The following is a 25,776-nucleotide window of genomic DNA, read 5'->3' as shown; positions in this document are numbered from 1 at the left end:
TTGCAACGGTCTGAAACATGATTGTAACAGTTCGGCAAAACACCGCGCATTTCCGCCTAAATCACGGTTAACAAACGTAAAAAGGCCACCCAAAAGGGTGGCCTCCTCACATTTATCTATTGAAAAATCAGTTTGCCTGACGGCGCAGAAAAGCTGGGATTTCAATACGTTCCTGCTCTTCATCCGCTTGCGTCGCCGGTTGATTGGACTGAACCGCTGGCTGATGACGCGGCGCAGGCGCAGGCTGGGCTGCACGCATATTGGGCTGCTCTGCTGCATGACCGGTCATCTTGTTGATCAGCGAGTTGATACCAAAACGCGGACGCTCTTCTGCTTTAGGTTCAGGCGCTGGGGCTGCAGGGCGTGCCGGTGCCGCAGGGGCCTTCTCCACAGCAGCCTGCAAACGCTGCATCAGCTGCGGCGTTGGTGTGCCGGGCGCAGGGCGCTGGGGCGCAACAAAATCCTGTGGCTCGTCTTCTTCAAACATCTCAGGCTGAGCGGCCTGCGTTGGTGCCGGACGATACGCCGGAGGAGGCACATCCGCCCCCGCCGAGACGGCGTCAAAGGTCGGGGCTGCGGGCGCAGGCGCTGGAGCTACCTCTTCAAAGATGTCTTCCATCTGCTCTTCTGCAGCGGCGCGCTGTGCATCCATCTGAGGGAAGAGTGAGGGCTCATCCACGGCCAACGCGGGTTGGGCAACCTCTTCGGCCACTGGCGCGGGAGCGGCAACTGGCGCTGCCGGAGCCGCCTCTTCCACAGGTGCCTGCGTCAAAGGGGCCTTCATAGAGCGGCGCGGCAGTGGCATCGCAGATGTGGTTTCCGCGGCATCGATACCCGTCGCCACAACGGACACGCGCATCGCACCGTCAAGGTTGTCATCCATGGTGGAGCCCACGATGATGTTGGCGTCAGCGTCCACCTCTTCACGAATGCGGTTGGCCGCTTCGTCCAGTTCAAACAGGGTCAGGTCGTGGCCACCGGTGATGTTGATCAGCACACCCTTCGCACCGCGCAGAGAAATCTCATCCAGCAGCGGATTGGCAATGGCTTTCTCAGCCGCCTGAATGGCGCGATCTTCGCCTTCGGCCTCGCCGGTGCCCATCATCGCCTTGCCCATCTCATCCATCACAGCACGCACGTCTGCGAAGTCGAGGTTGATCAGGCCCGGACGCACCATGAGGTCGGTCACACCTTTGACACCTTGATACAGCACATCATCCGCCATGGAGAAGGCTTCGGTGAAGGTGGTTTTCTCGTTGGCAAGACGGAACAGGTTCTGGTTTGGAATGATGATCAGCGTGTCGACCATCTTCTGCAGCATCTCAACGCCTTCTTCCGCCTGACGCATACGTTTTGCGCCTTCGAATTGGAATGGCTTGGTCACAACACCTACGGTCAGCACGCCGAGTTCGCGCGCGGCCTGTGCAATAATTGGCGCAGCACCGGTGCCGGTACCGCCGCCCATACCCGCTGTGATGAAGCACATATGCGCCCCAGCCAGATGATCCACAATCTGCTCGATGCTTTCTTCGGCAGCGGCGGCACCTACTGTTGCGCGCGCGCCAGCCCCCAGACCTTCAGTGACTTTGACACCTAGCTGAACACGGCTGTCAGATTTACTCTGCTGCAGAGCTTGTGCGTCGGTGTTCGCAACAACGAACTCCACACCCTCAAGCTCTTTGTCGATCATGTTGTTGACCGCGTTGCCACCAGCACCGCCAACACCAAATACGGTGATGCGGGGCTTCAGATCACCCTCATCGGGCATCGTCAGATTCAATGTCATAGAACTGTCCGCCTGTTTTTTCTAACCCGCAATGCGGGCGAGTTTCTGCCTACTCATGTGCAATATTAACAGGCTTTCAGGAATCGTCATCCCAAAAAGCACATTTCGCCACAAAATGTAGGGCAAAAACATAGAAACTAGCGGCATCTTGCCGAAACCGCCACATTTGGCGGGACAAGCGCCCCTTGGCACAACACTACAGAGCCAATCGAGACACCAAGGGCGTCACGATATGGGATTTTCTTGTTCGAAGGCCACTGCTCGGCCTGATGAGTCCACGTTTTAACCGCGGTTACCAAAACCTTAACCGAGCCGGTAAAGAAGGTCACCCCGAAAAACGCGCCTAGAGAGCTTTCTCACCAATTTTCGCGAAACCACTTTACGGCGCGCCCGAGGGTGCGATTGGTGTAGCGATCCACGGGCAAGTCAAAGTCCCACCATTCATCCTGTGGATGCGTGGCGAACAGACACATTCCGACCGTTGCGGCGAAGCCCGGTCCGGTCGCTGCCTGCGGCAAACCATGAACCCGCATGGGCCGGCCTAAACGCACTTGTTGCCCCAGAATTTTTGTTGCCAGCCCATCCAGCCCCGGAATCTGACTGCCACCACCTGTCAGCACAATCTGTTGACTTGGGAGATGTTCAAACCCAGCCGCATCCAAGCGCGCGCGCACTTCCTCAAGAATTTCCTCAACACGCGGACGCATGATGCCAATAAGCTCCGCCCGGCTGACCGTGCGCCGATCGTGCTCCCAGTCGCCGGTGTCGCCAGACAGCTCAATCATCTCACGGTCATCCATGCCGGTTGCCATCACGCCACCGTAGAAGGTTTTGATCCGCTCCGCTGTGGCCGTGGGCACTTGCAGCCCCATTGAGATGTCACCAGTGACATGATCTCCGCCCATGCGCACGGTATCGGCAAAGATCATGTGCTTTTTCATGAAAATCGACAGGCTGGTTGCGCCGCCGCCCATATCGATACAGGCCGCGCCCAGCTCCTGCTCATCCTCCACCAGCGCAGAAAGTCCAGACACATAGGCCGAAGAGGCGATGCCCGCGAGCTCCAGATCACAGCGCTTGATGCAATGTACAAGGTTTTGCACGGCGACTTTGTCGACCGTCAGCATATGCATGTCCGTGGTCAGAACATTGCCCACCTGCCCGCGCGGATCGCCCAGCCCCGAGCGATGATCCAGAGCAAAGTTCACCGGTTGCGCATGCAGGACTTCCCGGTCAGAGCCGTAGTCAGGCACATCGCAAGCGGCCAAGACACGCGCCACGTCCTGCTCGCCAACCACCTGACCATCCACTTCGATCTGACCATCCAGACCGTAGGAACGCGGCTCCGCGCCAGCAAAACAGGCAATCACGTGATCCACACGGATTTTTGCCATTTTCTGAGCCGCCTGCACCACCGTGCGGATGGCCCGCTCGGTTTCCTGCATGGTGTCAATTTCACCAAATTTCACGCCACGGGACATGATCGTATTGGCCCCGATCACTCGGAAGCCACTTTGGCCCGCCATGGAGCCGATGCCTTCAACGCTGGCCAGACGGTCTGTGCCGTCAAAGCGCAGCACCAAACAGGCGATTTTGGAAGTGCCCACATCAAGCACCGCAATCACACCCCGTTGCATGGCCGCTTTGCGCATCGCCCGCATGGCGCGCTGGCTTTGATACAGCTCTGTCATTGTCCCGTTGTCCCCAATGTCGTCTTGCTGGTTCGCCACCAGTCTTCTACCGCATTTTCAGTAAGTTGGATGGTTGGACGCCGCGCAAGGCGCATGTCCACCACCTGAATATCCCGCTCCAGAAGCTCTTCTGCGCTGTGCAATGCCACAACGCGATCCAAAGCCTCAACGGCGCCCTGCTCGGGCAACAAAATCCGCTGTCCACGGTCCAGCACCACATCCCAGCGCCGCTCCCCGACACGCACAAGGCCAATCACCCGCGCTTTCAACGGCTCCGCAGCAGCCAAAAGATGTAGGGCTTCCCGAACGGCCAGATCCGCCCCCTCCCCCGCGATCAGCGGCATCTCAGGATGCGCGTGACGCGAGAACGCCGGCCCTGTGACGTGCCCGTCCGGGTCAATCAGAGCGAGGCCTTCATGCGTGCGCCATACCGCAACTGGCGTGCGCTCAGAAATGTTAAGCTGCAGAATGCCGCCCGGACGCACCCGCAAGGAGGCACTTGCAATCGCAGGCAGCTCAATCACCTGTGCGCGCAGCCCTTCCAGATCGAGATCAAACTGGCTCACAGGGAAGCTCAACGACAGAATTTCTCTGATTTCCTCTGCGATCCCTTCAGAGGCCCCATCAATCGCCATAGCGCTCACGGAGAATTCCGGGCGTTCAGCAATACCACGCCGCAAATCATTGATGGCGAGATTGAGGTCTTCGCGCCGCTGCGCATCGGCAAACCAGATCGTTGTGGCCGTTGCCACAACACCAAAAGGCACAATCACGCGCAAAAAGAACCGAAACAGCGGCGTGAGCATCAACCGCTCAAAGCGGTAAGCCCAGCGGGACGGCGCATTGTCGCGCGGCGCGGCACCTAGCGATCGCATGTGGCATCCTCCACCATCCATGCGCAGAACTCCGCAAAGGATAGGCCACAATGGGCGGCCTGCTCTGGCGACAGCGATGTCGGCGTCATGCCCGGCTGAGTGTTGGTTTCCAACAGGATCAACCCATCAAGGCCACGCGCCTCATCCCAACGGAAATCGGTGCGAGACACGCCACGACACCCAAGGGCCCTATGCGCGCGCACGGCGTATTCCATGCAGGCGTCATAGATCTCTTGCGGCACCTGCGCGGGAATTTCATGACGGGAGCCACCTGCGGCGTATTTTGCCTCATAGTCATACCAGCCGTCTGTGATGATGTCCGTGACACCAAGCGCACGATCCCCCATCACAGTGGTGGTCAACTCCCGACCCGGGGCGTAGGTTTCCACCATCACCTCCTGCGGCATGGTCTCTGCCAGCTGGGGTGGGGTATTCGCCCCGGCATTGACAATATAAATTCCGACCGAGGAGCCTTCGTTGTTGGGTTTCACTACATAGGGGGGCACGAGCACGTGGCGTGCGGCCACCTCTGTCTTGTCAGCGATCACGCTTTCCACCACGGGAAGACCAGCGGATTTGAACACGTTCTTGGCGCGCTGTTTGTCCATGGCCAGAGCAGAGGCCAGAACACCAGAATGGGTATAGGGAATGCGAAGCCATTCAAAGATGCCTTGCACGCAGCCATCTTCGCCCCAACGACCGTGCAGTGCATTGAAAATCACATCCGGCGCACTCTCCAGCAGGCGCGCCACCAAATCTGCGCCCGCATCAAGCTCAACCACCTGAAATCCTGCGTCCCGAAGGGCAGCCGCGCATTCACGCCCTGTAGAGAGTGACACTTCCCGTTCTGCCGAAGGGCCACCCATCACCACTGCCACTGTCCGGGTTGTCCTGTCTGACATACCCACTGTGCCTCAATATCTCGGGTCGTTTGCGACCCTGTTCTTATGCGAGCCCTTCGGACTCATTTTCACAGCCCTCTTCGGCTGCTTTGTTGAAATCAGGCAAGATTTGCCTGCTCGGATGGGCACATGTGCCCTGCGCTCAATCAGGCCTTAGGCCCGCGTCTTGGGCTTTGCGCCCATATTGTTTTGTTGATCCCAGCTCTTGGTTAACAGCAGATTAAATATGCTTGGCCGAGTCTCATTCCGGCGCCGGTTCGCCGACGCGCATGATTTCCCACTGTAGGTCTATTCCGCTGTTTTGGAAAACCCTTTTTCGAACTTCCTCGCCAAGATTTTCCAGATCTGCGGCAGTTGCGTCACCCGTATTGATCAGGAAATTGGAATGCATCTCGCTCATCTGCGCGCCACCGATGCGCGCGCCGCGCATGCCTGCGTCATCAATGACCTTCCAGGCTTTCAAATCATGCACATCATCTGCCTGACCTGTGGACGAAAACCCCGCTGGATTGCGAAATGTGCTGCCCGCGCTGCGCTCTTTTGTGGGCTGTGTGGCATCGCGTTTTTCAAGCTGTGCCTGCATCAGGGCGGCCAGCGTGTCAGGATCGCCACTCGGCCCTTCAAAAACCGCCTCCACGATCACCCAACCTTCAGGCAAATCGGTTTGACGATACTGAAAGTTCAAATCCTCAGCTGTGAGGGTCACGATCTCACCCGCCCTTGTGACCGCAGTGGCTTCCACAAAAACATCGGCCGTATAGCGCCCGTAACACCCCGCATTCATGCGCACTGCCCCGCCGATCGCGCCGGGAATCGTGCGCAAAAATGTCAGATCCACACCCGCTTGCGTGGCTTTACGCGCCACATGCGCATCCAATGCCGCAACACCAGCGCGCACACGGTTGCCTTCAATTTCTATGTGATTGAACCCGCGCCCCATGCGCAGGACCACCGCGCGAAGCCCCCCATCGCGCACGATAAGATTAGATCCAACCCCCATTGGGAAAACATCAACCTCTGCCGGAAGCGCACGCAAAAACGTGGCAAGATCCTCAACATCTGCGGGCTGAAACAGGAAATCCGCTGGTCCCCCAACGCGCAACCATGTCAATCCAGACAGGGGTTTGCCTGCGGTAAGTTTGCCCCTTGGGCTTGGCATCTCTGACATGGGATCCTCATGTATTCGCAAACAACTTCGCCGCACCGATAGCGAAGCATGTTCAGGCAAACAAGCCGGTCAGCGCGCTTTGCGGAGCGAGGTGATCAAATGGTGCAACACCCAGCCCAGACCAACAGCGCCCGCCGCGCCAAGCACCACCCAGATCCGATAGCTGGCCAGCACAGCGCGTGCCTCCGCATGCTCCGCGCCATCGGTGACAGGCTCTGTCACGCTCAGAGTGACCTCCATGGTCAACAAGGCCACAACCAGACAGAGCAAGATCAAACAGGCGCGCAGCAAAAGATCACGACGGTGCCGAAACCCTGTGATCAGCCCGTAAAAAGGCATGATCAGAATGGCAAACCAAACCAGCGCATTCAAACCAAGCGTAAAGTCAGCGATCATACAAAACGTCCTTTGATCCAGCGCCAGAGATACACCACGGGCCACCGCATTATCCACGCCGCCATCGCGAGACAGATCATCGCCACCCACAGCCCATTCTGAACAAAAACACCCATCAGAATCGGCACGCCAATGCCCATCATCCCATAGGCAAACCGCCAGTGATGGTCTTTAGAGGGAAACATCGCCCGCAGGTTAGCCACCACAAGCCAGCAAAATGCAGCAGCCAATGACAGGGTCATGCCTTGTCCTCCGTTTGGGGGTCCTGTGGTCGAGCAAAGGCTTTGCGCGCAAAATGCAGCAAGGGGCGCCGAAACATAGACAAAAAGCCCAAAAGAGCCAGCGCACCAAACAGCCACCCATGCTCATAGAAGACCCCGGCAATCAAAACCGGTGCTGCCAGAAGCAAGCCCAGACCGGGCACGAACTGACGCTTCATCGGCAGCATCGCCACTGTGGCGGCGGCCAGCACCCAGAAACAGGCAAGGATCAGCAACACACTCACGATGGCATTCTCATTGTTTCAGACATGCGCAGTCTATTGTCAGGCAGGTGCAAAATGAAAGCCCCGCTTGATGGCGAGGCTTGCGCTTTTATCCCAGATGACCCGGCAAGGCATTGGCCCAGGCAGAGATCGACCCCGCCCCAAGGCAAACCACGATATCACCGGGTTTGGCCGTTTCCTTCACCATGGCCACAAGATCCTCTTCTTGCGTGATCGCCACAGCGTGGCGATGCCCATGTGCCACCAGCCCATTGATCAGGTCATCACGGCTCGCCCCTTCAATCGGGGTTTCACCGGCGGCAAACACATCCGCGATGCCCACGACATCAGCCTCGTTGAAGCAAGTACAGAAGTCTTCAAACAGGGAATGCAGACGCGAATACCGGTGCGGCTGGTGCACGGCAATCACACGTCCACCGCTGTCCCCCAAAGCCTGACGCGCGGCTTTTAAGACGGCAGCAATTTCCACCGGATGGTGGCCATAGTCGTCAATCACAGGCACGCCGCCCATCACTTCACCCACTTTGGTGAAGCGCCGGTTCACCCCACCAAAAGCGGCCAGCGCCGCGCGGATTTCCTCCAGCTTCATGCCGAGATGGCGCGCAATCGCCACAGCAGAGAGTGCATTGGACACATTGTGATCGCCCGGCATCGGCAAGGTGCAGCCTTCGATCACCTTGCCCTCGGCCTGCAACGCAATGTCAAAATGTGCCACGCCGACTTTGTAGGTCAGATTGACCGCGCGCACGTCCGCTTGCGCATTAAAGCCAAAGGTCACCACGCGGCGGTCGGTGATTTTGCCCACCAATGTCTGTACATCCGGATCATCGGTGCAGCAAACTGCCAGCCCGTAAAACGGAATATTGGAGACAAAATCATAAAAGCCCTGATGCAGCGCCTCTTCCGTGCCCCAATGCTCCATATGTTCCGGGTCAATATTGGTGACAATCGCAATGGTCGCGGGCAGACGGTTGAATGTCCCATCACTTTCATCGGCTTCCACAACCATCCACTCGCCGTCGCCCACACGGGCGTTGGAGCCATAGGCGTGAATGATGCCGCCATTCACCACGGTCGGATCAAAATGCCCATGATCCAGAAGCGCGGCCACCATCGTGGTGGTGGTGGTTTTGCCATGGGTGCCAGCAACGGCAATGTTGGATTTCAGACGCATCAACTCGGCCAGCATTTCGGCGCGGCGCACCACTGGCAGACCGCGACGCCGGGCCTCATCAAGCTCCGGGTTGCCCGGCTTGATGGCAGAGGAAATCACCACCACTTCGGCATTTTCAAGATTTTCAGCGCGTTGGCCTTCAAACACCGTCGCGCCCATATCTGCGAGGCGCTGGGTGATCTTGGTGCTCTTCAGGTCAGAGCCCTGCACGGCATAGCCATGGTTTACCAGCACTTCGGCAATGCCGGACATGCCAATGCCACCGATCCCGACAAAGTGGATGGCGCCCACGTCGCCGGGAAGTTTGGTTGCTGCGTTCATCTTAGTGGTCCTTCTGTGCCAGCTGTTCTACCAACGCTAAAAGCGTCTCTGTGGCATCCGGCTTGCCTGCCGACAAAGCCGCAGTTGCCATTTGCGTGGCGCCCTGCGGGTTGGACAGGATGGTTGTAATCTGTTCGGAAAGACTGTCTGCCGTCAGCAGGCTTTCAGGAACAACAATAGCTCCGCCCGCCTCGGCAAGGCCGCGTGCATTGGCGGTCTGATGATCTCCTGCCGCTGCGGCAAAGGGCACCAGAATAGAAGGGCGTCCAATGACAGACACATCGGCGACAGAACTGGCCCCAGAGCGGCTGATCACCAATTGTGCCTCGCTCATCCGGGCCGGCACGTCGTTGAAAAACGGCTGCACATCTGCGGCAATGCCATTTTGGGCATAGAAGGATGTGACCCGGTCAAAATCCTCATCTCGTGCCTGATGACTCACACGCAAATTTTTCAAAATCTCAGGGGGCAGTCCTGCAATCGCAGCGGGCACCACATCACTGAGAATGCGCGCGCCCTGACTGCCACCGATGACCAGCACAGACATCGGGTAATCCCCCGGTGCAATATATCCCGCCCCGGCCCGGTCCATCACCGATTTGCGCACCGGGTTGCCAACAGGCGTGCCTTCAACACCGTCCGGCAGCGCAGTTGGCCAGGTGCCACAGGCCACCACATCGACACGTTTGGCAAAAACCGTATTCACCCGCCCCAGAATGCCATTCTGTTCATGGATCATGCGGGGCAATTTCAAAAGCCAGGCCGCGCCCATGGCCGGAATGGTCGGATAGCCACCAAAGCCAACCACCACATCCGGGCGCTCGCGGCGCATTTTGACAGCAGCCCCCAAAACACCGCCCAGAATTTTGAACGGCACTGCGAGCTTGGCAAGTTTACCACCGCGGGCAAAGGTGGCCGAGCTGACCTGTTCGATCTCCACAGTATGGGGAAAACCGCCCGTGTAGCGCGCGCCGCGCGCATCGGTGGAAAGCTTCACCCGCCAGCCTTTGCGCAGCATCACTTCGGCCAGCGCCTGGGCTGGGAACATATGTCCGCCTGTGCCGCCTGCGGCAATCACCAGAAGGGGTTGTTTGGCCATATGCGATTATCCCCGCAAAATATCACTGATCTCACCCTGTGGGCGGGAGCGGGTAAACGCCAAAATCATGCCAACTGCAATCCCCCCTGCGATCAGCGAGGAGCCACCATAACTGACAAATGGCAAAGTCATGCCTTTTGACGGCAACAAACGCACCGCCACGCCCATATTCACCAGCGCCTGAACGCCAAAAATGGCCACCAGACCGGTGCCTGCCAGGCGGATGAAAGGATCACGCTCTCGCATCAGGCGGAAAAACGACCGCAGAACAATGGTTGCATACAGGAACATGATCGCAAACACCAAGATCAGCCCGTATTCCTCGGCGGCCACGGAAATGATGAAGTCCGTATGCGCATCCGGCAGCGACCATTTCACCTGCCCTTCACCTACGCCAACGCCAAACAGCCCGCCTTCGCGGATCGCCTCTGTGGCATAGCCAATCTGGGTGGTGGGATCGACCGAGCGGTCCAAAAAGCCATCGATGCGGCGGGCAAAGTGCTCAGAGTTGTTATAGGCAAAGCTGGCAATCGGCACCAGCGACAGCATGATGCCCCCAATCAGCATCATCGGCGCGCCAGAGACAAAATACATCACGCTCCAGCCAAAGAGGATCAGGCAGGCCTGCCCAAAATCAGGCTGCATCGCCAACATAAGCACAATGGTCATCATCAATAGGAAAGACCAGCGCCGTCCGGGCGGGCCGTTGATTTCCTCATTGGCCGCCATCAGCCAGGCCGAAACCACCACAAAGCCCGGCTTGAGAAACTCCGATGGTTGCAGAGAGGCAAAGCCCAGAGAATACCAGCGCGTCGCGCCTTTGCCAAAATCGGTGCCAAATATGGGCAACAGCGCAAGGGCAACAAATGTCGCCACAAACCCCATCACCGCCAGCCGCCGCACCAATGTGGGCGACATCATCGAGGTCAGCACCATGGCCACCATGGCTGCGCCACCAAACACCGCTTGTTTTTGTACATAGTGGAAGGGCGCAAAGCCATTTTTCGCCGCGAGCGGCGGGCTCGCTGCCATGCCCAGCATCAGGCCGATACAGAACAACAACAGGATTGATGTCATTGTCCATTTGTCCAGCGTTTGCCACCATTTGGGAAGCACGGGTTCACGCGCCCGAACGGGCAGCGCGCCATAAACCATCTCTGTCATCGAAATCCGCCGATCTCTGCCTCAAAACGCCCGTTTTCCGGGTCTGTCACAAAGAGTAACACCCATGTGTCCTTATGGAAAGCACGGAGATCCTGCCCTCACCCGCATATCAGCAAAAACACGCCCGCTTCATTTGACCCCAAATATCCTGGGGAGTCACAGCCTGCTGTGACGGGGCAAAGCCCCTTTTACTTAAAGCACATACTTCAGGCACGTACATCAGACACGCTTCCCTCTTGACCTGAGCCGCGCGGTCAGGCACCCCGCGCCCATGGCAGAACACACCACATGGGACACCGTCATCCTCGGCGCCGGGGCCGCAGGCATGATGTGCGCAACGCAAAGCGGCGGCAGCACGCTGCTTTTGGATCACGCCAAAGCACCGGGCGAGAAGATCCGCATTTCCGGCGGTGGGCGCTGCAACTTCACCAATCTCTATGCCAGCCCTGAGAATTTCCTCTCGGCCAATCCGCATTTCTGCAAATCCGCCTTAAGCCGTTACACCCAGTGGGATTTCATCGATCTGATGGCCCGGCATGACATTGCCTATCATGAGAAAACCCTCGGTCAGCTCTTCTGTGACAACAGCGCCAAAGACATCATCGCCATGTTGCAGTCCGAAATGGCACAGGCGGGCGCAACGCTCTGGTTGGACACCACCATAGATTCTGTTGACCATGACGGCACAGATTTCAGCGTCACACTCACACGCCTAGGTCGCCAACAAAGGCTCACAACCCGCAATCTGGTGCTGGCCACCGGGGGAAAATCCATCCCCAAAATGGGTGCCACGGGCCTTGCCTATGATATCGCCCGTCAGTTTGGCCTTGCCGTCACAGACACCCGCGCAGGCCTTGTGCCCTTCACCTTCTCAGACGCGCGTTTCAAACCCATCTCCGGCGTGGCGCATCCCGTGCGCGCCACGGCCGATGGCAAGGCTTTTGAAGAGGCGATGCTCTTCACCCATCGCGGCCTCTCTGGTCCGGTCATGCTGCAAATCAGCTCCTACTGGCGCGAAAGCCAGCCGATCTCGATCAATCTTTTCCCCGACAGCGATCCTTTTGAAACCCTGCGCGCCCGACGTCAGGCCCAAGGCCGCCGCAACCTCACAACCGAACTGGCCAGCCTGCTGCCGGCGCGGCTGGTGGATCATCTGACAGAACAGATGGATCTTAGCGGAAATCTGGCAGATCAGTCAGACAGCGCTTTGCGCCACCTCTGTGATGCGCTGCAAAACTGGCAAATGGTGCCCACAGGCACCGAAGGCTATCGCACCGCCGAAGTCACGCTGGGCGGCATCGATACGGATATGCTCTCTTCCAAGACCATGGAAGCAAAGGCGGTCAAAGGGCTCTATGCAATTGGCGAAGCGGTGGATGTCACCGGCTGGCTGGGCGGTTTCAACTTCCAGTGGGCCTGGTCATCGGGCTGGGCTGCCGGACAGGCGATTGCACAATCACGCGCCTGACAGCCCTCTCGCATTTCGGGATCAATGGTGCTTGTCAGCCTTGCCAAATTCGCTGGACAACCGATTGCGCAATTTCTTGGCCGCGCCCTTCAAAGCCGCAGAAATATCCGCAGCATCATGATGAGCTGAGAGCGGATCCATTCCGCGCGGACGGGCCTCCATGGTACAGCGAATGTGATCAGGGCCGTGTTTGTCCGCGTTCTGATCCTTCAGATGCACCTCCACCCGTGTGAGACGGTCACGAAGATGGTCAAGATCGGCGTTCACCGCCAGTTCAGCGACTTCGACCACACGTGCATCGCCGTGAATGAAGTTGTCGGTATTCACCTGAATTTGCATCGTCACATCCTTCTATCGTTACATCTCAAATCTAAGATTGAGATCCTTTCAAACAAGAGGTTGCGCTCCAATTTAGCGGCTATCCCCTTGCTTAGAAACGATAGTCAGACAGATGTCAGCCGTGCTTTGACACGCGTCAAATGGCGCCAAAACGCGCCTAGGTATCGCGCGCCTTAAGACCACGTTTTACGCAGGCCTCAAAATCCGCACCGCGTTTTTCAAAGCTGTCATATTGGTCAAAACTGGCCGCCGCCGGTGCCAGCAGTACGGTATCCCCCTCCTCGGCCTGCGCCATGGCCTGCGCAACGGCCTCCTCCATTGTGGTACAGACTTCCGCCTCAACGCCTTTGAGCTGCATGGCGAAATTGGCCGCCTCCCGCCCGATCACATAGGCTTTCACCACCTGCCCTGTGCTGCCCAACAAATCCGTGAGCCCGCCCTCTTTCTCCAAGCCTCCACAGATCCAGCGGATGTTCTTGAAAGCCGCAAGAGCTTTTTTGGCGGCATCCACATTGGTTGCCTTGCTGTCATTCACATAGGTCACACCCCCTGCTTCCGCGATGATCTGACTGCGGTGCGGCAAGCCACCAAAAGAGGCAAAGCCAGCCTCAATCACCCTTGGCGCCAAGCCAAGCGCACGACAAACCGCATAGGCCGCGCAGGCATTTTGATGATTATGCGCGCCCGGCAGCCCCTTAATGGCACGCAGATCAATCGCCCCAGCCTGTCGTCCTTTGCGGTATTCACTCAAAAACCCTTTGCGCGCAAAGATATTCCAGCCCGCGCCGGTAAGTTTACGCTCAGTGGAAATACGCATCACACGATCATCCACCGCGCCTTCTGCAAGCTGCCCCGCAAGATAACGCCCCTCGATTTCATCCACGCCGATGATTGCGCGATCCGGGCCACCCTCCGCAAACAGGCGGCGCTTGGCGGCGAAATATCCCCCCATCCCCGCATGGCGATCGAGATGGTCCGGGCTCAGGTTGGTGAACACAGCGATGTCCGGCGTCAGACTGCGGGCCAGATCGGTCTGATAGCTGGACAGTTCCAGCACGATCACATCGCCATCCTCTGCCGGATCCAGATCAAGCACGCCGCGCCCGATATTGCCAGCCAGCTGCGTGCGACGCCCCGCCTCAGACAGCACATGGTGGATCAGCGCAGAGGTTGTGGATTTCCCATTGGATCCGGTCACGGCGACCACCTTGGGGGGCGTGTCAAACAGCGCCCAGTCCCCGCTCGCAAAAGAGCGGAAGAACAACCCAATGTCATTGTCCACAGGCACGCCCGCTTCCAGTGCGGCGGCCACCACCGGGTTGGGCGTGGGGTAAAGATGCGGAATGCCGGGGCTCACGATCAAACTGGCCACATCCTCAAAAGCCCTCTGTTTGAGGAGATCTGTGCAGTGGAACCCGTCTGCCATCGCCACATCACGGGCTTTGGGGTTGTCATCCCAGCACAGCGCCTCTGCGCCACCGGCGCGCAACGCCCGCGCGGTCGCCAGACCGGAACGGCCCAGGCCCAAAACAGCCACCTTCGCGCCTTCAAAACCCTGTACCGGAATCATGCCCTGTCCCCCAACTCAACTTGGCCGCACAGTGCCTTTCCCATAGCGGCGACACAAGAGGCGCGCGCCGCAATACGTCGTCCTGAGAGGGAGGTGCAACAAGCCTCAAACGTGGCGCACAGAGAAGGACTTGTCCGAAAGCTTTGGGAGTATGGCGAGCAACCGCCAGTCGCAAAAAGCGGCCGAGCCCGTGCATTTGCACGGGCTCGGCCCAAGGTTTTGTGCACAGGCTTGCCTGTGTCTCAAAAGCGCGGGAGCCCGCACCGCCTGACTCCGCGCGACAGACCTGGCGCAGGTTTGGCTTAGCGCAGCTTAAGGGTTGCCAGACCGATCATTGCGAGGATCACTGCAATGATCCAGAAGCGGATCACGATCTGCGGCTCTGACCAGCCTTTTTTCTCATAGTGGTGGTGGATCGGTGCCATCAGGAAGACCCGCTTGCCGGTGCGTTTGAAATAGAACACCTGAATGATCACACTCAGGGCCTCCACAACAAACAGCCCGCCAATGATGCCCAGAACCAGCTCATGTTTGGTGGAAACCGCAATCGCCCCCAATGCGCCGCCAAGCGCCAGCGAGCCGGTGTCGCCCATAAACACCGCAGCAGGCGGAGCATTATACCACAGGAACCCAAGTCCGCCGCCGATGAGACCCGCCACAAAAATCAGGATCTCACCGGTGCCCGGCACATAATGTACATCCAGATATTCCGTGAAATCCACGCGGCCCACCGCATAGGCAATCACCCCAAGCGCGCCTGCGGCAATCATCACCGGCATAATCGCAAGCCCATCCAGACCATCTGTGAGGTTCACAGCATTGGCCGCGCCCACCACCACAAACATGGCAAAGGGAATATAGGCCCAGCTCAGATTGATCAGCACTTCTTTGAAGACCGGCACCGCCAGTTGAAGCTGCAACACATCCGGCTGCAGATAGGTGGCCCAAAGCCCGGCCACACCGGCAATCAAAAAGCCCAGCAACAGCCGGATTTTCCCGGACACGCCTTTGGTGTTCTGTTTGGACACCTTCGCATAATCATCGGCAAAGCCGATCAAACCGTAAGAGAGGGTCACAAACAGCACGAGCCAGACAAAGCCATTGTCCCAGCGCGCCCAGAGCAATGTCGAGGTCACCAGCGCGCCAACAATCAGCAGCCCGCCCATGGTGGGCGTGCCCGCCTTGGCAAAATGTCCTTCAGGGCCATCATCGCGAATGGGTTGGCCTTTGCCCTGTTTGCGGCGCAGCACATTGATCAAGGGCTTGCCAAACAGAAAGCCAAAGATCAGCGCCGTCATGAAGGCGCCGCCAGCGCGGAAAGTGATATAGCGGAACAGATTGAAAAAATCACCGCCGTCCGACAGCTCGGTCAGCCAAAATAACATTACGCGTCCTCATTCTTGGATTGCGGAGCGGGATGGCCCAGTTTGCGGATGGCGTCAACCACCTTGGCGAGTGCCATCGACAGGCTGCCTTTGGCCATGATCACGTCCCCAGCATCCACCAAACGCCGTATCTCCGGCACCAGCTCCGCACTTGTGGCGCGCCATTCTCCACGTTTGCTCTCTGGCAGGGCCGCATGCAAATGCTGCATCAGCGGGCCAATACAATGCACAACGTCGATATCTGCCATGGCGGAGTGCGCGGCCAGATCCGCATGCATCTGCGCCTCTTGCGGGCCCAGCTCTTTCATATCGCCAACAATGGCAATGCGCCGCCCCTGTCCGATGCGCCCGACATTGTGGTGTACCTCTGCCGCCGCCAGCACCTCAAACGCCGCCCCCAGACTGGTGGGGTTGGCATTGTAAGCTTCGTCAATCAGCTCAAGGCTGCGCTCTGTCTCCACCGGATCCAGTACAACCGTCTCACGCGTTCCGCGCCCTTTGAAAGGGCTCCAGCGGCCCAGATCTGCGACGGCCAGCGCCAGATCTGCGCCAAGCGCCTCAACGGCAGCAAGCGCGCCAAGGGCGTTCATGGCAAAGTGACGCCCCGCACTTTGCACTTTGAACAGCAAAGGCGCATCAGCATGCACAGCACGCGCTACGGTGACATTTCCCTGAAGCGTGATCTCTTCCAGCTGCCAGTCGGTGGACCGCTCTCCGAAAGAGCAGATACGCCCCTCAATGTTCTTACTCCGTGCCACCGCCTGCGCCATCAAAACCTCGGCGGTGTCCACATCTGCGTTGACAATGGCCACCCCCGCAGGCTCCAGCCCGTCAAAAATCGCCGCCTTTTCCCGCGCGATGCCTGACACATCGTCAAAAGCTTCCAGATGCACGGCGGCCACAGTGGTCACCAGCGCCACATGAGGGCGCGCCATCTGTGCCAGCGGCGAAATCTCTCCGGGGTGGTTCATGCCAATTTCGATGACCGCAAAGTCGCTGTCTTTCGGCATCCGTGCCAAAGTGAGCGGCACCCCCCAATGATTGTTGTAGCTTGCCACAGAAGCATGAGTTTTACCCTGCGCCGTAAGCATGGCACGCAGCATTTCTTTGGTGGAGGTTTTGCCAACCGATCCCGTCACGGCCACAACACGGGCCTCTGTGCGTGCCCGCCCGGCCCGGCCCAATGCTTCCAACCCGCGCAGCACATCCTCAACCAGCAAGAGTGGCGCATCCTCGGCCACGCCCTCAGGCACGCGGGAGACCAGCGCCGCCGCTGCGCCCTGCTCTAGAGCTTGCGCCACAAAATCATGCCCGTCCCGCGCCGCTTTAAGGGCGACAAACAAATCACCAGGCTGAAGCGTGCGCGTATCAATGGAAATGCCGCTACATTCCCAGGCAGTTGTGGCAGAGCCACCCGTGGCCTGCGCGGCCTCTGCTGATGTCCAAAGTGTCATGCCAGCCCCCCATCCAGCGCAGCGACCGCAACGCTGGCCTGTTCACAATCATCAAAAGGCAGCACATCTTCGCCGATAATCTGCCCGCTTTCATGGCCTTTGCCAGCAATCAACAGCGTGTCCCCCGGCCCAAGTGCATCCACGCCGCGCAGAATGGCCTCCGCACGATCTCCAACTTCGGTTGCGCCGGGCGCGCCCCCCATCACCGCCGCGCGGATCAGCGCCGGATCTTCGGTGCGTGGGTTGTCGTCTGTGACAAAAACCACATCGGCATTTTCTGCCGCAGCCTGCCCCATCAACGGGCGTTTGGCCGCATCCCGGTCGCCGCCCGCCCCCACAATCACAATCAACCGGCCCATCACATGGGGCCGCATGGCCTTCAACGCAGTGGCCACTGCATCAGGCGTATGGGCGTAATCCACAAAAACCGCAGCACCATTAGCGCGCGTCGCGGCCAGCTGCATCCGCCCGCGCACCCCCTTGAGGTCGCCCAACACCTCAAACACCCGCTCCGGCTCTGCGCCACAGGCAATGGCAAGGCCTGCGGCAAGCAGCACATTCTCTGCCTGAAAACCGCCCAGCAGGTTGAGCCGCGCCTGATAGGCTTTGCCACGAAAGCTGAACCGTATATCCTGGCCAGTGGCATCAAACCGCTGCGCCATAAGCGCCAGATCAGCCTCTCCCTTGCCCACCGTCAGCACACCCTGCCCACGGCCGCCCGCGATCATCGCCATATCAAGCCCGCGCGGATCATCTATATTGATCACTGCGGTGCCTTCCTCGGGCAACACCCGTGCAAACAGCCCCGCTTTCGCATTGAAATAGTCCTCAAAGCTTGCGTGGTAATCCAGATGGTCCTGCGTGAAATTGGTGAAACCTGCAGCTTTGAGCTGAACACCATCAAGACGGCATTGCGCCAATCCATGCGACGAGGCTTCCATCGCGCCAAAACCAATCCCCGCCTCAGCCGCCGCCGCCAATGTGCGATGCAGGGTGATCGGCTCTGGCGTGGTATGATTGAGCGGTGCGGTAAAATCGCCTTCCACCCCCGTGGTGCCAAGATTAACCGCCTCCAGCCCCATCAACTGCCAGATCATCCGCAGAAAGGTTGCCACGGAGGTTTTGCCATTTGTGCCAGTCACCGCCGCCATGATACCCGGCTGCGCGCCAAAGAAGAGCGCAGAGGTATAGGCGAGCGCCTGACGGGGATCTTCTGCAATCACCAGTGCAGCATCGCTCGCCGCCAGCTCCTGCTCGGCGATTTTGGCGCCTGCTGCATCGGTGAGAATGGCAGCAGCGCCCATACGCAGAGCAAATTGAATAAATGTGCCACCATGCACACGGGTGCCCGGCAGGGCCGCAAAGAGGAATCCCTCCTTCACATCACGGCTGTCTACGGCAAGACCCGTAATATCTGGATTAGCACCCGCAAGGGCCGTCAGGCCCAAATCTGAAAGCTTCTTTGTGCCTGCTGCCATCGAGAGTTCCGCCCTTATTCGGCTTGGTTAGTTTGACGTCAGCGTTATATCAGCCAATGGCGCGGGTTCAACTTCCGGACGCAACCCCAAGAGCGGAGCCACGCGCGCGATCATTTCTGCGGCAACCGGGACGGCTGTCCAGCCCGCCGTGCGGCGCGGCTCATCCCCTGTGGTTTCCACAGGCTCATCCAGCGACAGGATCAGCACATATTTTGGCGCATGAGAGGGAAACATCGCCGCAAATGTGGCGATCACCTTGTCTTCATAATACCCACGCCCATTTTCCAGCGGCTTATCGGCCGTGCCGGTTTTGCCGCCCACCGCGTAGCCCGGCACCTCACCAAAGGAGGCGGTGCCTTCGCTTACCACTTTACGCAGCATCAACCGGGACGCCTCCGCACTGGCCGCTGTCATCACGCGCGGCCCCACGACCGCCTCCGTCTGCTTCAAAATCGTGGGCGTCACCCGTGTGCCACCATTTGCAATCGCCGCATACCCTGCCGCCAGGTGCAGCGGGCTTGCCGACATGCCATGACCGTATGAAATGGTCATGGTGGACAGTTCAGACCAGTTCTTAGGCAACAATGGCTGCGCCCCGCCCGCCTCAACCAACTCCACCGGAGTGGGCTTGAAGAAACCGAGGCTCTGCAGGAACTCCTGTTGGCGCGCAGCGCCAATCAACTGTGCAAGACGCGCGGTGCCAATATTGGACGATTTCACAATCACCTTGGTCAGGGTGAGCTGCGCGCCATAGTTGCGGAAGTCGCGAATGCGGAATTTCCCCCACCGCAGCGGCCCGGCTGTATCGATTTTTGTTTCCGGATTGGCCAACCCCAGCTCCATGGACTGCGCCGCCGTGAAAATCTTGAAGGTGGAGCCCAGCTCATACAGCCCCTGCACCGCACGGTTGAACAGCGGGCTATCCGCTGCCTGCCCCTGCACCGGCGGGCGGGGGCGATTGTTGGGATCAAAATCCGGCAGGCTGACCATCGAAATGATCTCACCGGTGTGCACATCCATCAGCACCGAGCTGGCACCTTTGGCATTCATCAGCTTCATACCGCCAAACAGCACGCGCTCTGCGGCGGCCTGCACCGTCAAGTCAATCGACAGCGTCAGCGCTCTATCGCCATTGACCGGATCACGCAGGGTATCATCGAAATACCTTTCAACGCCCGCCACGCCGATCAGCTCGGCGTCATGCACGTCTTCCTTGCCAAAGCTTGCGCCCCCCAGAATATGCGCGGCCAACCGCCCATTGGGATAGAGGCGCATTTCCCGACGCCCAAACAAGAGCCCCGGCTCACCGATGTCATGCACCGCCTGCTGCTGCTCTGGGCTGATCTTTTTCTTAATCCAGAGGAATTTTCGCTTTCCTGTGAAGTCTTTAATCAGGCGTTCCTCATCCAGATCCGGGAAGATCACCGCCAGTTCTTTGGCGGCGCGCTCCTTGTCGATCATGTGATGGGGCTGCGCGTAGAGCGCATGGGTTTCAAGGTTCGTCGCCAGAATACGCCCATGCCGATCCACAATATCGGCCCGCTCGGCCTGAATGCGACTACCGGCATAGCTCGTGCGCGGTTCTACCGCTTCGGACATGCTCACCACGCCCATCCGCGCGCCCACCGTGACAAAAGCCCCAGTAAAGAGCACCGCCATAATCAAGAGGCGCCCTTCGGCACGCGCGCGCGATTTATTGCGCATGTCCTCATGGCGAGCGCGTTTGTTGGCGCGCTCAATGCTGTCTGGGTTTTCGCCCGCAGTGCGCGCATGCAGAATGGAAGCCAAAGGGCGCAGCGGCTTGCGGATCATGGCAGTTGCTCCTCTGCTGAGACCTCAACTGCATTCTCAAAGGTAATCGGCCCATCAAAGACAGGATCGGCCGCTGGGTAAGCGACCTGCTCAACGCGCCCAAACTGATCCGGGCGCAGCGGCAGAAGCTGCAGATCATTATAGTTGATTTCCGCCAAATCCCGCAGGCGATCCGGGCGGTTGAGATACGCCCATTCTGCCCGCAACACCGCCAGACGCGCCCGCGCATCGCCAATTTCACGCTGCAGGCGTTCGGTTTCCCCGATCATTGCCTGCGTGCGATAATTTTCCTGATAGGCCCAGACTGACAAGGCAATCACCATACCCGCGGCCAACACAAACAACAGGCCTCGCATCACTTATGTCCTTTCAGCATGGGCATCCCAATCGCCTTCCCGGCAATGTCACCGGCAGGGGCATCCGTGCGCCGTGCCACCCGCAGCTTGGCTGAGCGAGCACGCGGGTTGTCCTCCAGTTCCTCAGGATCCGGACCAACAGCCTTGCGCGTGATCAGTTCAAAAGCAGGTTTTTCCTGTTCCGTCTCAGGCGCATAGCGATTCACATTGCCTGTCTTGCCAGCACGGCTCTGCAAGAAGCGTTTCACCATGCGATCTTCGACCGAATGAAAGGTCACAACAGCCAAAAGCCCACCGGGCTTCAAGGCGCGCTCCGCCGCCATCAAGCCGCGAAACAGCTCGCCATATTCATCATTCACCGCAATACGCAGCGCTTGGAAGCTGCGTGTCGCGGGATGGCTTTGCCCCGGTTTTGGTCGCGGCAGACACCCCTCGACGATCTCCGCCAGACGCAGGGTTGTGGTGATCGGCGCCGCAGTGCGCTCGCGTACAATCGCCTTGGCAATCCGCCGGCTGGCACGCTCCTCCCCATATTGGTAGATGATATCCGCCAGATCCGCTTCGGCGGCCTCATTCACAAGATCGGCTGCGGACAGCCCATCCTGGCTCATCCGCATGTCGAGCGGCCCATCTTTCATGAAAGAAAAGCCCCGCTCCGCCAGATCAAGCTGCATGGAGCTGACGCCAAGATCCAGAACCACACCGTCCAGATCCTGCGCATAGTCATCCATTTTGGAGAAAACACCGGCCACCAGTTCGATCTGCTCGCCATAGCCTCCCACCCATGGGGCGGCCATTTCAAAAGCCAGGGGATCTCGATCAACGCCGTAGACTTTGCTGGCGCCCGCCTCAATCAGGCCACGGGTGTATCCCCCCGCGCCAAAAGTGCCATCAAGCCAGCGCCCCGCCACCGGCGCGACTTCGCGCAGCAATGGCGCAAGCAAAACCGGAATGTGAGGGCGTTTGGCGGTGTCGTCAGAAGTCGCCATAATCAGAACCCCTCGTCTCCATCCAGATAAATCGACGGATCGACATCCGGATCAAAATCCTCATCTGCCTCAAGCGCATTGATCGCGTCATAGGCATCCGGGGTCCAGATCTCAAAGGTGTCACCCTTACCAGCGAAAACTGCCATATCCGTCAGGCCAATCTTGTCGCGCTGCTCTTTAGGCAGCACCACACGCCCGGTTTCATCCACCGCCGCATCAATCGACTGCGTGAGATAAAGGTTGGAAAGCGCCTGACGCTTTTTGCTGCCCCGGGGCATTTTCATGATGCGACCAACCACATCATTCATCGCCTCAACCGTGAAACATTCCAGATAGTCGCGGGTCTTACCACCATAAACAATCACGAGGTTCGGGTTTGCACCGCTTTTCCACTCGGGGTCTCCTGCTTCAAGCACACGGCGAAACTTGGCCGGAATCGACATCCGTCCCTTCGTATCCACCTTGTTACGGCTCTCGCCGCGAAACATGAGCGCCACTGCCTATGGCCCTTTCAACACTGTTGTCCAAACCCCTTTTGAGAGGCTGGAAGCGAAACGGCGGATTGATCTGCTGCCACTGATCAATCCGCCGCCCTCGTCCCGCTTTTTGCGGGTAGTCCAGTTGCGCGTGCCACCTGGGGGGATGTTCTGCTCGCCCACGCACCGGATCTCTTTTTTTCGATGAAAGCGGGTGCCTGTATGAAACCTGACTTGGAATTTGAGGTCTTAGCGCCTCGTTTGTTCCCGTCCTCATCGTGTCACTAGGGATGCCATGGGAATTCATGGAAATCAAGCGGCAAATTTCCATATAGAGTCCAGATCTTGTTTTCCACAGCCCCCCAAAACAAGATGTGGACAAAATATTTCAACCCAAAAGCACAATATGTTGATCAAAATAGCACAAGCAATACAAAATAAACGTCATATTTCGAAAAATGTGCAAATCCCAAAAAATCCCAAACTTTTTCCCATCAAGACCCACGACTGCTGCAAAACACAGCTCAGAACACCTCTACATCAGTAGATTTCCCACGTACGCCCACCCGATTCGCAGCGAGACGCCCACCAATAGGCAAAAGTTCCCAAACTTTCCCATACCCCCTCAGGACAGCCCAATGCCACGACCAACCGCCACACCATGATCGCGACGCAATCATGGCTAACGCGAAGTTAAGAAATACCCGCTAAGGTTAAGAGAAGCCTTGGCCTGCTTTGCAACGATGGCTAGGGTGAAACTGTCTTTGATACGACACTGGAGAATTTCCATGGGCTTGCTTGCCCCATCCGCCACAACGGCCATGATCCGCAAAGCTGAAAAAGCGGGCAAGGACATGCAGTTTGCGGCCCTGCCCTATCGCATCAAGAAAAACAAAGTTCAGGTTCTCCTGATCACGTCACGTGGCACACGACAGTGGCTCCTCCCCAAGGGCTGGCCCATGACCGGCATCAAACCGCACAAAGCCGCGGCGCAGGAAGCTTGGGAAGAAGCGGGCGTGATTGGCCACGCCCATAAACACGGGCTGGGCAAATATCGCTACCGCAAGGAGCGTGGCCCTCGCACTGGCCTGAAGATCCGCGTAATGGTGTTTCCACTTGAGGTGCGCAAACTCGCAGCTCACTTCCCCGAAGCCGGACAACGCGACCGGATCTGGCTCTCCCCCAAGAAAGCCGCCAAACGGATCCGAAACCCCGAATTGGCCGAGTTGGTGCGCAATTTCGATCACAAGAAGCTTCTGCACTAAGCCAAGACACCTCAGCTTTGCGAGACGCCACCGAGATTGCTTGATCCCACCTCGCGACGGACCTATGTTTCCACGGTCTCCGGGACATCCTTTTTCTTATCACGGCTCACAGACGCAAGCGGATGATCAACTACACTCTTAAATGCTCAAACGACCACCGCTTTGACAGCTGGTTTCAATCCGCTGCCGCGTTTGACAAGCTCAAAGCCGCCGGCATGGTGGTCTGTGCAATTTGTGGCGACACCGATGTGCAGAAGGCCATGATGGCACCACGCGTGCGACCAGCAAGGTCCGCCGCAGTCAAGCCAGCCGCCCCACCTCAGGATGTCAGCGCCGCCAAAGCAGACACCACCGCCGCAGAATCTGGCGGGCCACTGTCCACAGCCACCTCGCCCCAAGAACAGGCCCTGAAAGATCTGCGCGCCCATGTTGAGGCCAACTCAGACTATGTCGGCAAAGATTTTGCCAGCGAGGCCCGCGCCATGCATGAAGGCACCGCACCAGAGCGCGCCATCTATGGTGAGGCAAAAATGGAAGACGCCAAAGCCCTCCTGGACGAAGGCGTGCCAGTCGCCCCCCTGCCCTTCAATATTGGGCGAAAAACCAACTGATCCCACACCTCCAAGACGCAGATCGCGCCGCACCTGGCACGTCCATTGCCCCCTGCCGCCCTCGCGCCAAGCCATCCAGACAAAGCTTCATTTGACCCAAAATATCCCGGGGAGGAGGTCCACATATGTGGACCGGAGGGGCTGGCCCCTCTTCATTTCAGGGCCACAGAAGGGGTCGAATGCAATCTGCCTTGCTTATTTCAGGGCAAAGGCGTACACCCGCCCGCGACTTACGACCAAAGGACGCGCCATGCCCGTACTTGTGATGAAATTCGGCGGCACTTCGGTGGCCAACCTTGACCGCATCCGCCGCGCCGCCAAACGTGTTGGCGTTGAGGTGGCCAAAGGCTACGATGTGATTGTCATCGTATCCGCCATGTCTGGTGAAACCAATAAGCTGGTCGGCTATGTGGATGAGACATCGCCGCTTTATGATGCACGCGAATATGACGCTGTGGTCAGCTCCGGGGAAAACGTCACCGCGGGTCTGATGGCGCTTACACTGCAGGAAATGGACGTGCCCGCACGCAGCTGGCAGGGGTGGCAGGTGCCACTCAAAACCACATCTGCCCACAGCCAGGCACGTATTGAAGAAATTCCGACCGACAACATCAACGCCAAATTTGGTGAAGGCATGCGTGTCGCCGTCGTAGCAGGGTTTCAGGGCATTTCTGAAGAAGGCCGCATCACCACACTGGGGCGCGGTGGGTCCGATACCACAGCCGTTGCTTTTGCCGCCGCCTTTGATGCGGAACGTTGCGACATCTACACCGATGTGGACGGGGTCTACACAACCGACCCCCGCGTCTGCCAAAAAGCCCGCAAGCTCGAAAAAATCGCTTTTGAAGAGATGCTGGAACTGGCCAGCCTTGGCGCCAAAGTCCTGCAGACCCGTTCCGTTGAACTGGCGATGCGCTACAAGGTTAAGCTGCGCGTACTGAGCTCTTTTGAAGAACAATCTGACGAGGCAGGCACTTTGGTCTGCGATGAGGAAGAAATCATGGAATCCAACGTCGTCTCCGGTGTCGCCTTTTCCCGCGACGAAGCCAAAATGACCCTTCTGTCTGTGGCAGACCGCCCCGGCATCGCCTCCATTATTTTTGGCTGCCTGTCCGATGCGGGCGTCAATGTGGACATGATCGTGCAAAACATCTCCGAAGATGGCCGCACCGACATGACCTACTCCCTGCCGACCGATCAGGTGAAGCGCGCAGATCAGGCGCTGGCAGAGCTGAAATCTTCCGGCGGCTTGAACTTTGCAGAACTGGTGATCGACGAAGACGTGGCCAAAGTCTCCGTTGTGGGCATCGGAATGCGCAGCCAATCGGGCGTTGCCGCCAAGATGTTCAAAGTGCTGTCAGATGAAGGCATCAACATCAAGGTTATCACCACCTCGGAGATCAAAATCTCTGTATTGGTCGATCGCAAATATCTGGAACTGGCGGTGCAAGCCCTCCACGATGCGTTTGAACTCGAAAAAGCGTAAGCACAT

24 protein-coding genes are annotated in these 25,776 nt (G+C 58.4%); 4 read left to right on the top strand and 20 right to left on the bottom strand.

The annotated features are described in order from the left end of the window. Window positions 1-127: 127 nt before the first annotated feature. The 11 genes from ftsZ to ftsW form a co-directional block, all read right to left on the bottom strand. On the bottom strand, window positions 128-1,786 hold the full coding sequence (gene ftsZ / locus SHM7688_RS11570; RefSeq protein ID WP_058240095.1) for a cell division protein FtsZ: 1,659 nt from the start codon (window positions 1,784-1,786) through the stop codon (window positions 128-130). 356 nt (window positions 1,787-2,142) lie between these two features. After that, window positions 2,143-3,477, bottom strand: a complete 1,335-nt coding sequence (gene ftsA / locus SHM7688_RS11565) for a cell division protein FtsA (RefSeq protein ID WP_188128109.1) — start codon at window positions 3,475-3,477, stop codon at window positions 2,143-2,145. Next, on the bottom strand, window positions 3,474-4,352 hold the full coding sequence (locus SHM7688_RS11560; RefSeq protein ID WP_058240094.1) for a cell division protein FtsQ/DivIB: 879 nt from the start codon (window positions 4,350-4,352) through the stop codon (window positions 3,474-3,476). Before SHM7688_RS11560 ends, ftsA begins: the two co-directional genes overlap by 4 nt. After that, complete coding sequence (locus tag SHM7688_RS11555) at window positions 4,340-5,254, bottom strand: D-alanine--D-alanine ligase (RefSeq protein WP_083499027.1); 915 nt, start codon at window positions 5,252-5,254, stop codon at window positions 4,340-4,342. The genes SHM7688_RS11560 and SHM7688_RS11555 overlap by 13 nt, the downstream gene beginning before the upstream one ends. A gap of 241 nt (window positions 5,255-5,495) precedes the next feature. Continuing rightward, window positions 5,496-6,422, bottom strand: coding sequence for a UDP-N-acetylmuramate dehydrogenase (murB, locus tag SHM7688_RS11550; RefSeq protein WP_058240092.1), 927 nt, complete (start codon window positions 6,420-6,422; stop codon window positions 5,496-5,498). Between the two features lie 69 nt (window positions 6,423-6,491). Beyond that, window positions 6,492-6,818 carry a hypothetical protein gene (locus SHM7688_RS11545; protein WP_058240091.1) on the bottom strand — a complete coding sequence of 109 codons (327 nt, stop codon included), beginning with the start codon at window positions 6,816-6,818 and terminating at the stop codon, window positions 6,492-6,494. Then, the gene (locus SHM7688_RS11540) at window positions 6,815-7,060 is read right to left on the bottom strand and encodes a DUF2484 family protein (protein ID WP_058240090.1); all 246 of its coding nucleotides are present in this window, start codon (window positions 7,058-7,060) and stop codon (window positions 6,815-6,817) included. Before SHM7688_RS11540 ends, SHM7688_RS11545 begins: the two co-directional genes overlap by 4 nt. Continuing rightward, window positions 7,057-7,323 carry a DUF2484 family protein gene (locus tag SHM7688_RS11535; protein ID WP_262975167.1) on the bottom strand — a complete coding sequence of 89 codons (267 nt, stop codon included), beginning with the start codon at window positions 7,321-7,323 and terminating at the stop codon, window positions 7,057-7,059. The genes SHM7688_RS11540 and SHM7688_RS11535 overlap by 4 nt, the downstream gene beginning before the upstream one ends. A gap of 88 nt (window positions 7,324-7,411) precedes the next feature. Continuing rightward, on the bottom strand, window positions 7,412-8,818 hold the full coding sequence (gene murC / locus SHM7688_RS11530) for a UDP-N-acetylmuramate--L-alanine ligase (protein ID WP_058240089.1): 1,407 nt from the start codon (window positions 8,816-8,818) through the stop codon (window positions 7,412-7,414). Window position 8,819: 1 nt separating this feature from the next. Further along, a complete protein-coding gene (locus tag SHM7688_RS11525; RefSeq protein WP_058240088.1) occupies window positions 8,820-9,917 on the bottom strand; it encodes a UDP-N-acetylglucosamine--N-acetylmuramyl-(pentapeptide) pyrophosphoryl-undecaprenol N-acetylglucosamine transferase in 1,098 nt (365 codons plus the stop codon). 6 nt (window positions 9,918-9,923) lie between these two features. Further along, window positions 9,924-11,081 (bottom strand): putative lipid II flippase FtsW, encoded by a 1,158-nt coding sequence (ftsW, locus tag SHM7688_RS11520; protein ID WP_058240087.1) that lies wholly within the window; start codon window positions 11,079-11,081, stop codon window positions 9,924-9,926. Between the two features lie 271 nt (window positions 11,082-11,352). Here ftsW and SHM7688_RS11515 point away from each other — a divergent pair, with 271 nt between their 5' ends. Next, window positions 11,353-12,549 (top strand): BaiN/RdsA family NAD(P)/FAD-dependent oxidoreductase, encoded by a 1,197-nt coding sequence (locus SHM7688_RS11515; protein ID WP_058240086.1) that lies wholly within the window; start codon window positions 11,353-11,355, stop codon window positions 12,547-12,549. Window positions 12,550-12,570: 21 nt separating this feature from the next. Here SHM7688_RS11515 and SHM7688_RS11510 read toward each other — a convergent pair whose 3' ends face one another. The 9 genes from SHM7688_RS11510 to mraZ form a co-directional block, all read right to left on the bottom strand. After that, window positions 12,571-12,888: an HPF/RaiA family ribosome-associated protein gene (locus SHM7688_RS11510; RefSeq protein WP_058240085.1), complete on the bottom strand. Its 318-nt coding sequence runs from the start codon at window positions 12,886-12,888 to the stop codon at window positions 12,571-12,573. A gap of 157 nt (window positions 12,889-13,045) precedes the next feature. Beyond that, on the bottom strand, window positions 13,046-14,458 hold the full coding sequence (murD, locus tag SHM7688_RS11505) for a UDP-N-acetylmuramoyl-L-alanine--D-glutamate ligase (protein WP_058240084.1): 1,413 nt from the start codon (window positions 14,456-14,458) through the stop codon (window positions 13,046-13,048). Between the two features lie 302 nt (window positions 14,459-14,760). Further along, window positions 14,761-15,843, bottom strand: coding sequence for a phospho-N-acetylmuramoyl-pentapeptide-transferase (gene mraY / locus SHM7688_RS11500; protein ID WP_058240083.1), 1,083 nt, complete (start codon window positions 15,841-15,843; stop codon window positions 14,761-14,763). Then, window positions 15,843-17,297 carry a UDP-N-acetylmuramoyl-tripeptide--D-alanyl-D-alanine ligase gene (locus tag SHM7688_RS11495; protein WP_058240082.1) on the bottom strand — a complete coding sequence of 485 codons (1,455 nt, stop codon included), beginning with the start codon at window positions 17,295-17,297 and terminating at the stop codon, window positions 15,843-15,845. Before SHM7688_RS11495 ends, mraY begins: the two co-directional genes overlap by 1 nt. Beyond that, window positions 17,294-18,775 carry a UDP-N-acetylmuramoyl-L-alanyl-D-glutamate--2,6-diaminopimelate ligase gene (locus SHM7688_RS11490; protein ID WP_058240081.1) on the bottom strand — a complete coding sequence of 494 codons (1,482 nt, stop codon included), beginning with the start codon at window positions 18,773-18,775 and terminating at the stop codon, window positions 17,294-17,296. Before SHM7688_RS11490 ends, SHM7688_RS11495 begins: the two co-directional genes overlap by 4 nt. A 27-nt stretch (window positions 18,776-18,802) precedes the next feature. Then, the gene (locus tag SHM7688_RS11485; RefSeq protein WP_058240080.1) at window positions 18,803-20,587 is read right to left on the bottom strand and encodes a peptidoglycan D,D-transpeptidase FtsI family protein; all 1,785 of its coding nucleotides are present in this window, start codon (window positions 20,585-20,587) and stop codon (window positions 18,803-18,805) included. After that, a complete protein-coding gene (gene ftsL, locus SHM7688_RS11480) occupies window positions 20,584-20,943 on the bottom strand; it encodes a cell division protein FtsL (protein ID WP_188128108.1) in 360 nt (119 codons plus the stop codon). The genes SHM7688_RS11485 and ftsL overlap by 4 nt, the downstream gene beginning before the upstream one ends. After that, window positions 20,943-21,932 carry a 16S rRNA (cytosine(1402)-N(4))-methyltransferase RsmH gene (rsmH, locus tag SHM7688_RS11475; protein ID WP_058240078.1) on the bottom strand — a complete coding sequence of 330 codons (990 nt, stop codon included), beginning with the start codon at window positions 21,930-21,932 and terminating at the stop codon, window positions 20,943-20,945. Before rsmH ends, ftsL begins: the two co-directional genes overlap by 1 nt. A gap of 2 nt (window positions 21,933-21,934) precedes the next feature. Continuing rightward, entirely contained in the window at window positions 21,935-22,420 is a 486-nt protein-coding gene (gene mraZ / locus SHM7688_RS11470) for a division/cell wall cluster transcriptional repressor MraZ (protein ID WP_144432582.1), read from the bottom strand. 776 nt (window positions 22,421-23,196) lie between these two features. On the opposite strand from mraZ, the gene SHM7688_RS11465 reads away from it, so the two are divergent. From SHM7688_RS11465 to SHM7688_RS11455, 3 genes are all read left to right on the top strand, one after another. Next, a complete protein-coding gene (locus SHM7688_RS11465) occupies window positions 23,197-23,673 on the top strand; it encodes an NUDIX hydrolase (RefSeq protein WP_223229205.1) in 477 nt (158 codons plus the stop codon). 122 nt (window positions 23,674-23,795) lie between these two features. Next, on the top strand, window positions 23,796-24,284 hold the full coding sequence (locus SHM7688_RS11460; protein WP_058240076.1) for a DUF1178 family protein: 489 nt from the start codon (window positions 23,796-23,798) through the stop codon (window positions 24,282-24,284). A gap of 250 nt (window positions 24,285-24,534) precedes the next feature. Beyond that, complete coding sequence (locus SHM7688_RS11455) at window positions 24,535-25,770, top strand: aspartate kinase (protein WP_058240075.1); 1,236 nt, start codon at window positions 24,535-24,537, stop codon at window positions 25,768-25,770. Window positions 25,771-25,776: the final 6 nt, after the last annotated feature.

The sequence above is a fragment of the Shimia marina genome (genome assembly GCF_001458175.1).
Lineage (GTDB): Bacteria > Pseudomonadota > Alphaproteobacteria > Rhodobacterales > Rhodobacteraceae > Shimia > Shimia marina.
The sequence above is the reverse complement of the archived record's forward strand: the minus strand, read 5'-3'. Positions and strand labels throughout refer to the sequence as shown.

What these genes read in the sequence shown, in the direction of transcription:
- ftsZ (WP_058240095.1), bottom strand. Translation starts at nt 1,786, where the DNA reads ATGACATTGAATCTGACGATGCCCGATGAGGGTGATCTGAAGCCCCGC.
- ftsA (WP_188128109.1), bottom strand. Translation starts at nt 3,477, where the DNA reads ATGACAGAGCTGTATCAAAGCCAGCGCGCCATGCGGGCGATGCGCAAA.
- SHM7688_RS11560 (WP_058240094.1), bottom strand. Translation starts at nt 4,352, where the DNA reads ATGCGATCGCTAGGTGCCGCGCCGCGCGACAATGCGCCGTCCCGCTGG.
- SHM7688_RS11555 (WP_083499027.1), bottom strand. Translation starts at nt 5,254, where the DNA reads ATGTCAGACAGGACAACCCGGACAGTGGCAGTGGTGATGGGTGGCCCT.
- murB (WP_058240092.1), bottom strand. Translation starts at nt 6,422, where the DNA reads ATGTCAGAGATGCCAAGCCCAAGGGGCAAACTTACCGCAGGCAAACCC.
- SHM7688_RS11545 (WP_058240091.1), bottom strand. Translation starts at nt 6,818, where the DNA reads ATGATCGCTGACTTTACGCTTGGTTTGAATGCGCTGGTTTGGTTTGCC.
- SHM7688_RS11540 (WP_058240090.1), bottom strand. Translation starts at nt 7,060, where the DNA reads ATGACCCTGTCATTGGCTGCTGCATTTTGCTGGCTTGTGGTGGCTAAC.
- murC (WP_058240089.1), bottom strand. Translation starts at nt 8,818, where the DNA reads ATGAACGCAGCAACCAAACTTCCCGGCGACGTGGGCGCCATCCACTTT.
- SHM7688_RS11525 (WP_058240088.1), bottom strand. Translation starts at nt 9,917, where the DNA reads ATGGCCAAACAACCCCTTCTGGTGATTGCCGCAGGCGGCACAGGCGGA.
- ftsW (WP_058240087.1), bottom strand. Translation starts at nt 11,081, where the DNA reads ATGACAGAGATGGTTTATGGCGCGCTGCCCGTTCGGGCGCGTGAACCC.
- SHM7688_RS11515 (WP_058240086.1), top strand. Translation starts at nt 11,353, where the DNA reads ATGGCAGAACACACCACATGGGACACCGTCATCCTCGGCGCCGGGGCC.
- SHM7688_RS11510 (WP_058240085.1), bottom strand. Translation starts at nt 12,888, where the DNA reads ATGCAAATTCAGGTGAATACCGACAACTTCATTCACGGCGATGCACGT.
- murD (WP_058240084.1), bottom strand. Translation starts at nt 14,458, where the DNA reads ATGATTCCGGTACAGGGTTTTGAAGGCGCGAAGGTGGCTGTTTTGGGC.
- mraY (WP_058240083.1), bottom strand. Translation starts at nt 15,843, where the DNA reads ATGTTATTTTGGCTGACCGAGCTGTCGGACGGCGGTGATTTTTTCAAT.
- SHM7688_RS11495 (WP_058240082.1), bottom strand. Translation starts at nt 17,297, where the DNA reads ATGACACTTTGGACATCAGCAGAGGCCGCGCAGGCCACGGGTGGCTCT.
- SHM7688_RS11490 (WP_058240081.1), bottom strand. Translation starts at nt 18,775, where the DNA reads ATGGCAGCAGGCACAAAGAAGCTTTCAGATTTGGGCCTGACGGCCCTT.
- SHM7688_RS11485 (WP_058240080.1), bottom strand. Translation starts at nt 20,587, where the DNA reads ATGATCCGCAAGCCGCTGCGCCCTTTGGCTTCCATTCTGCATGCGCGC.
- ftsL (WP_188128108.1), bottom strand. Translation starts at nt 20,943, where the DNA reads ATGCGAGGCCTGTTGTTTGTGTTGGCCGCGGGTATGGTGATTGCCTTG.
- rsmH (WP_058240078.1), bottom strand. Translation starts at nt 21,932, where the DNA reads ATGGCGACTTCTGACGACACCGCCAAACGCCCTCACATTCCGGTTTTG.
- mraZ (WP_144432582.1), bottom strand. Translation starts at nt 22,420, where the DNA reads ATGTTTCGCGGCGAGAGCCGTAACAAGGTGGATACGAAGGGACGGATG.
- SHM7688_RS11465 (WP_223229205.1), top strand. Translation starts at nt 23,197, where the DNA reads ATGGGCTTGCTTGCCCCATCCGCCACAACGGCCATGATCCGCAAAGCT.
- SHM7688_RS11460 (WP_058240076.1), top strand. Translation starts at nt 23,796, where the DNA reads ATGATCAACTACACTCTTAAATGCTCAAACGACCACCGCTTTGACAGC.
- SHM7688_RS11455 (WP_058240075.1), top strand. Translation starts at nt 24,535, where the DNA reads ATGCCCGTACTTGTGATGAAATTCGGCGGCACTTCGGTGGCCAACCTT.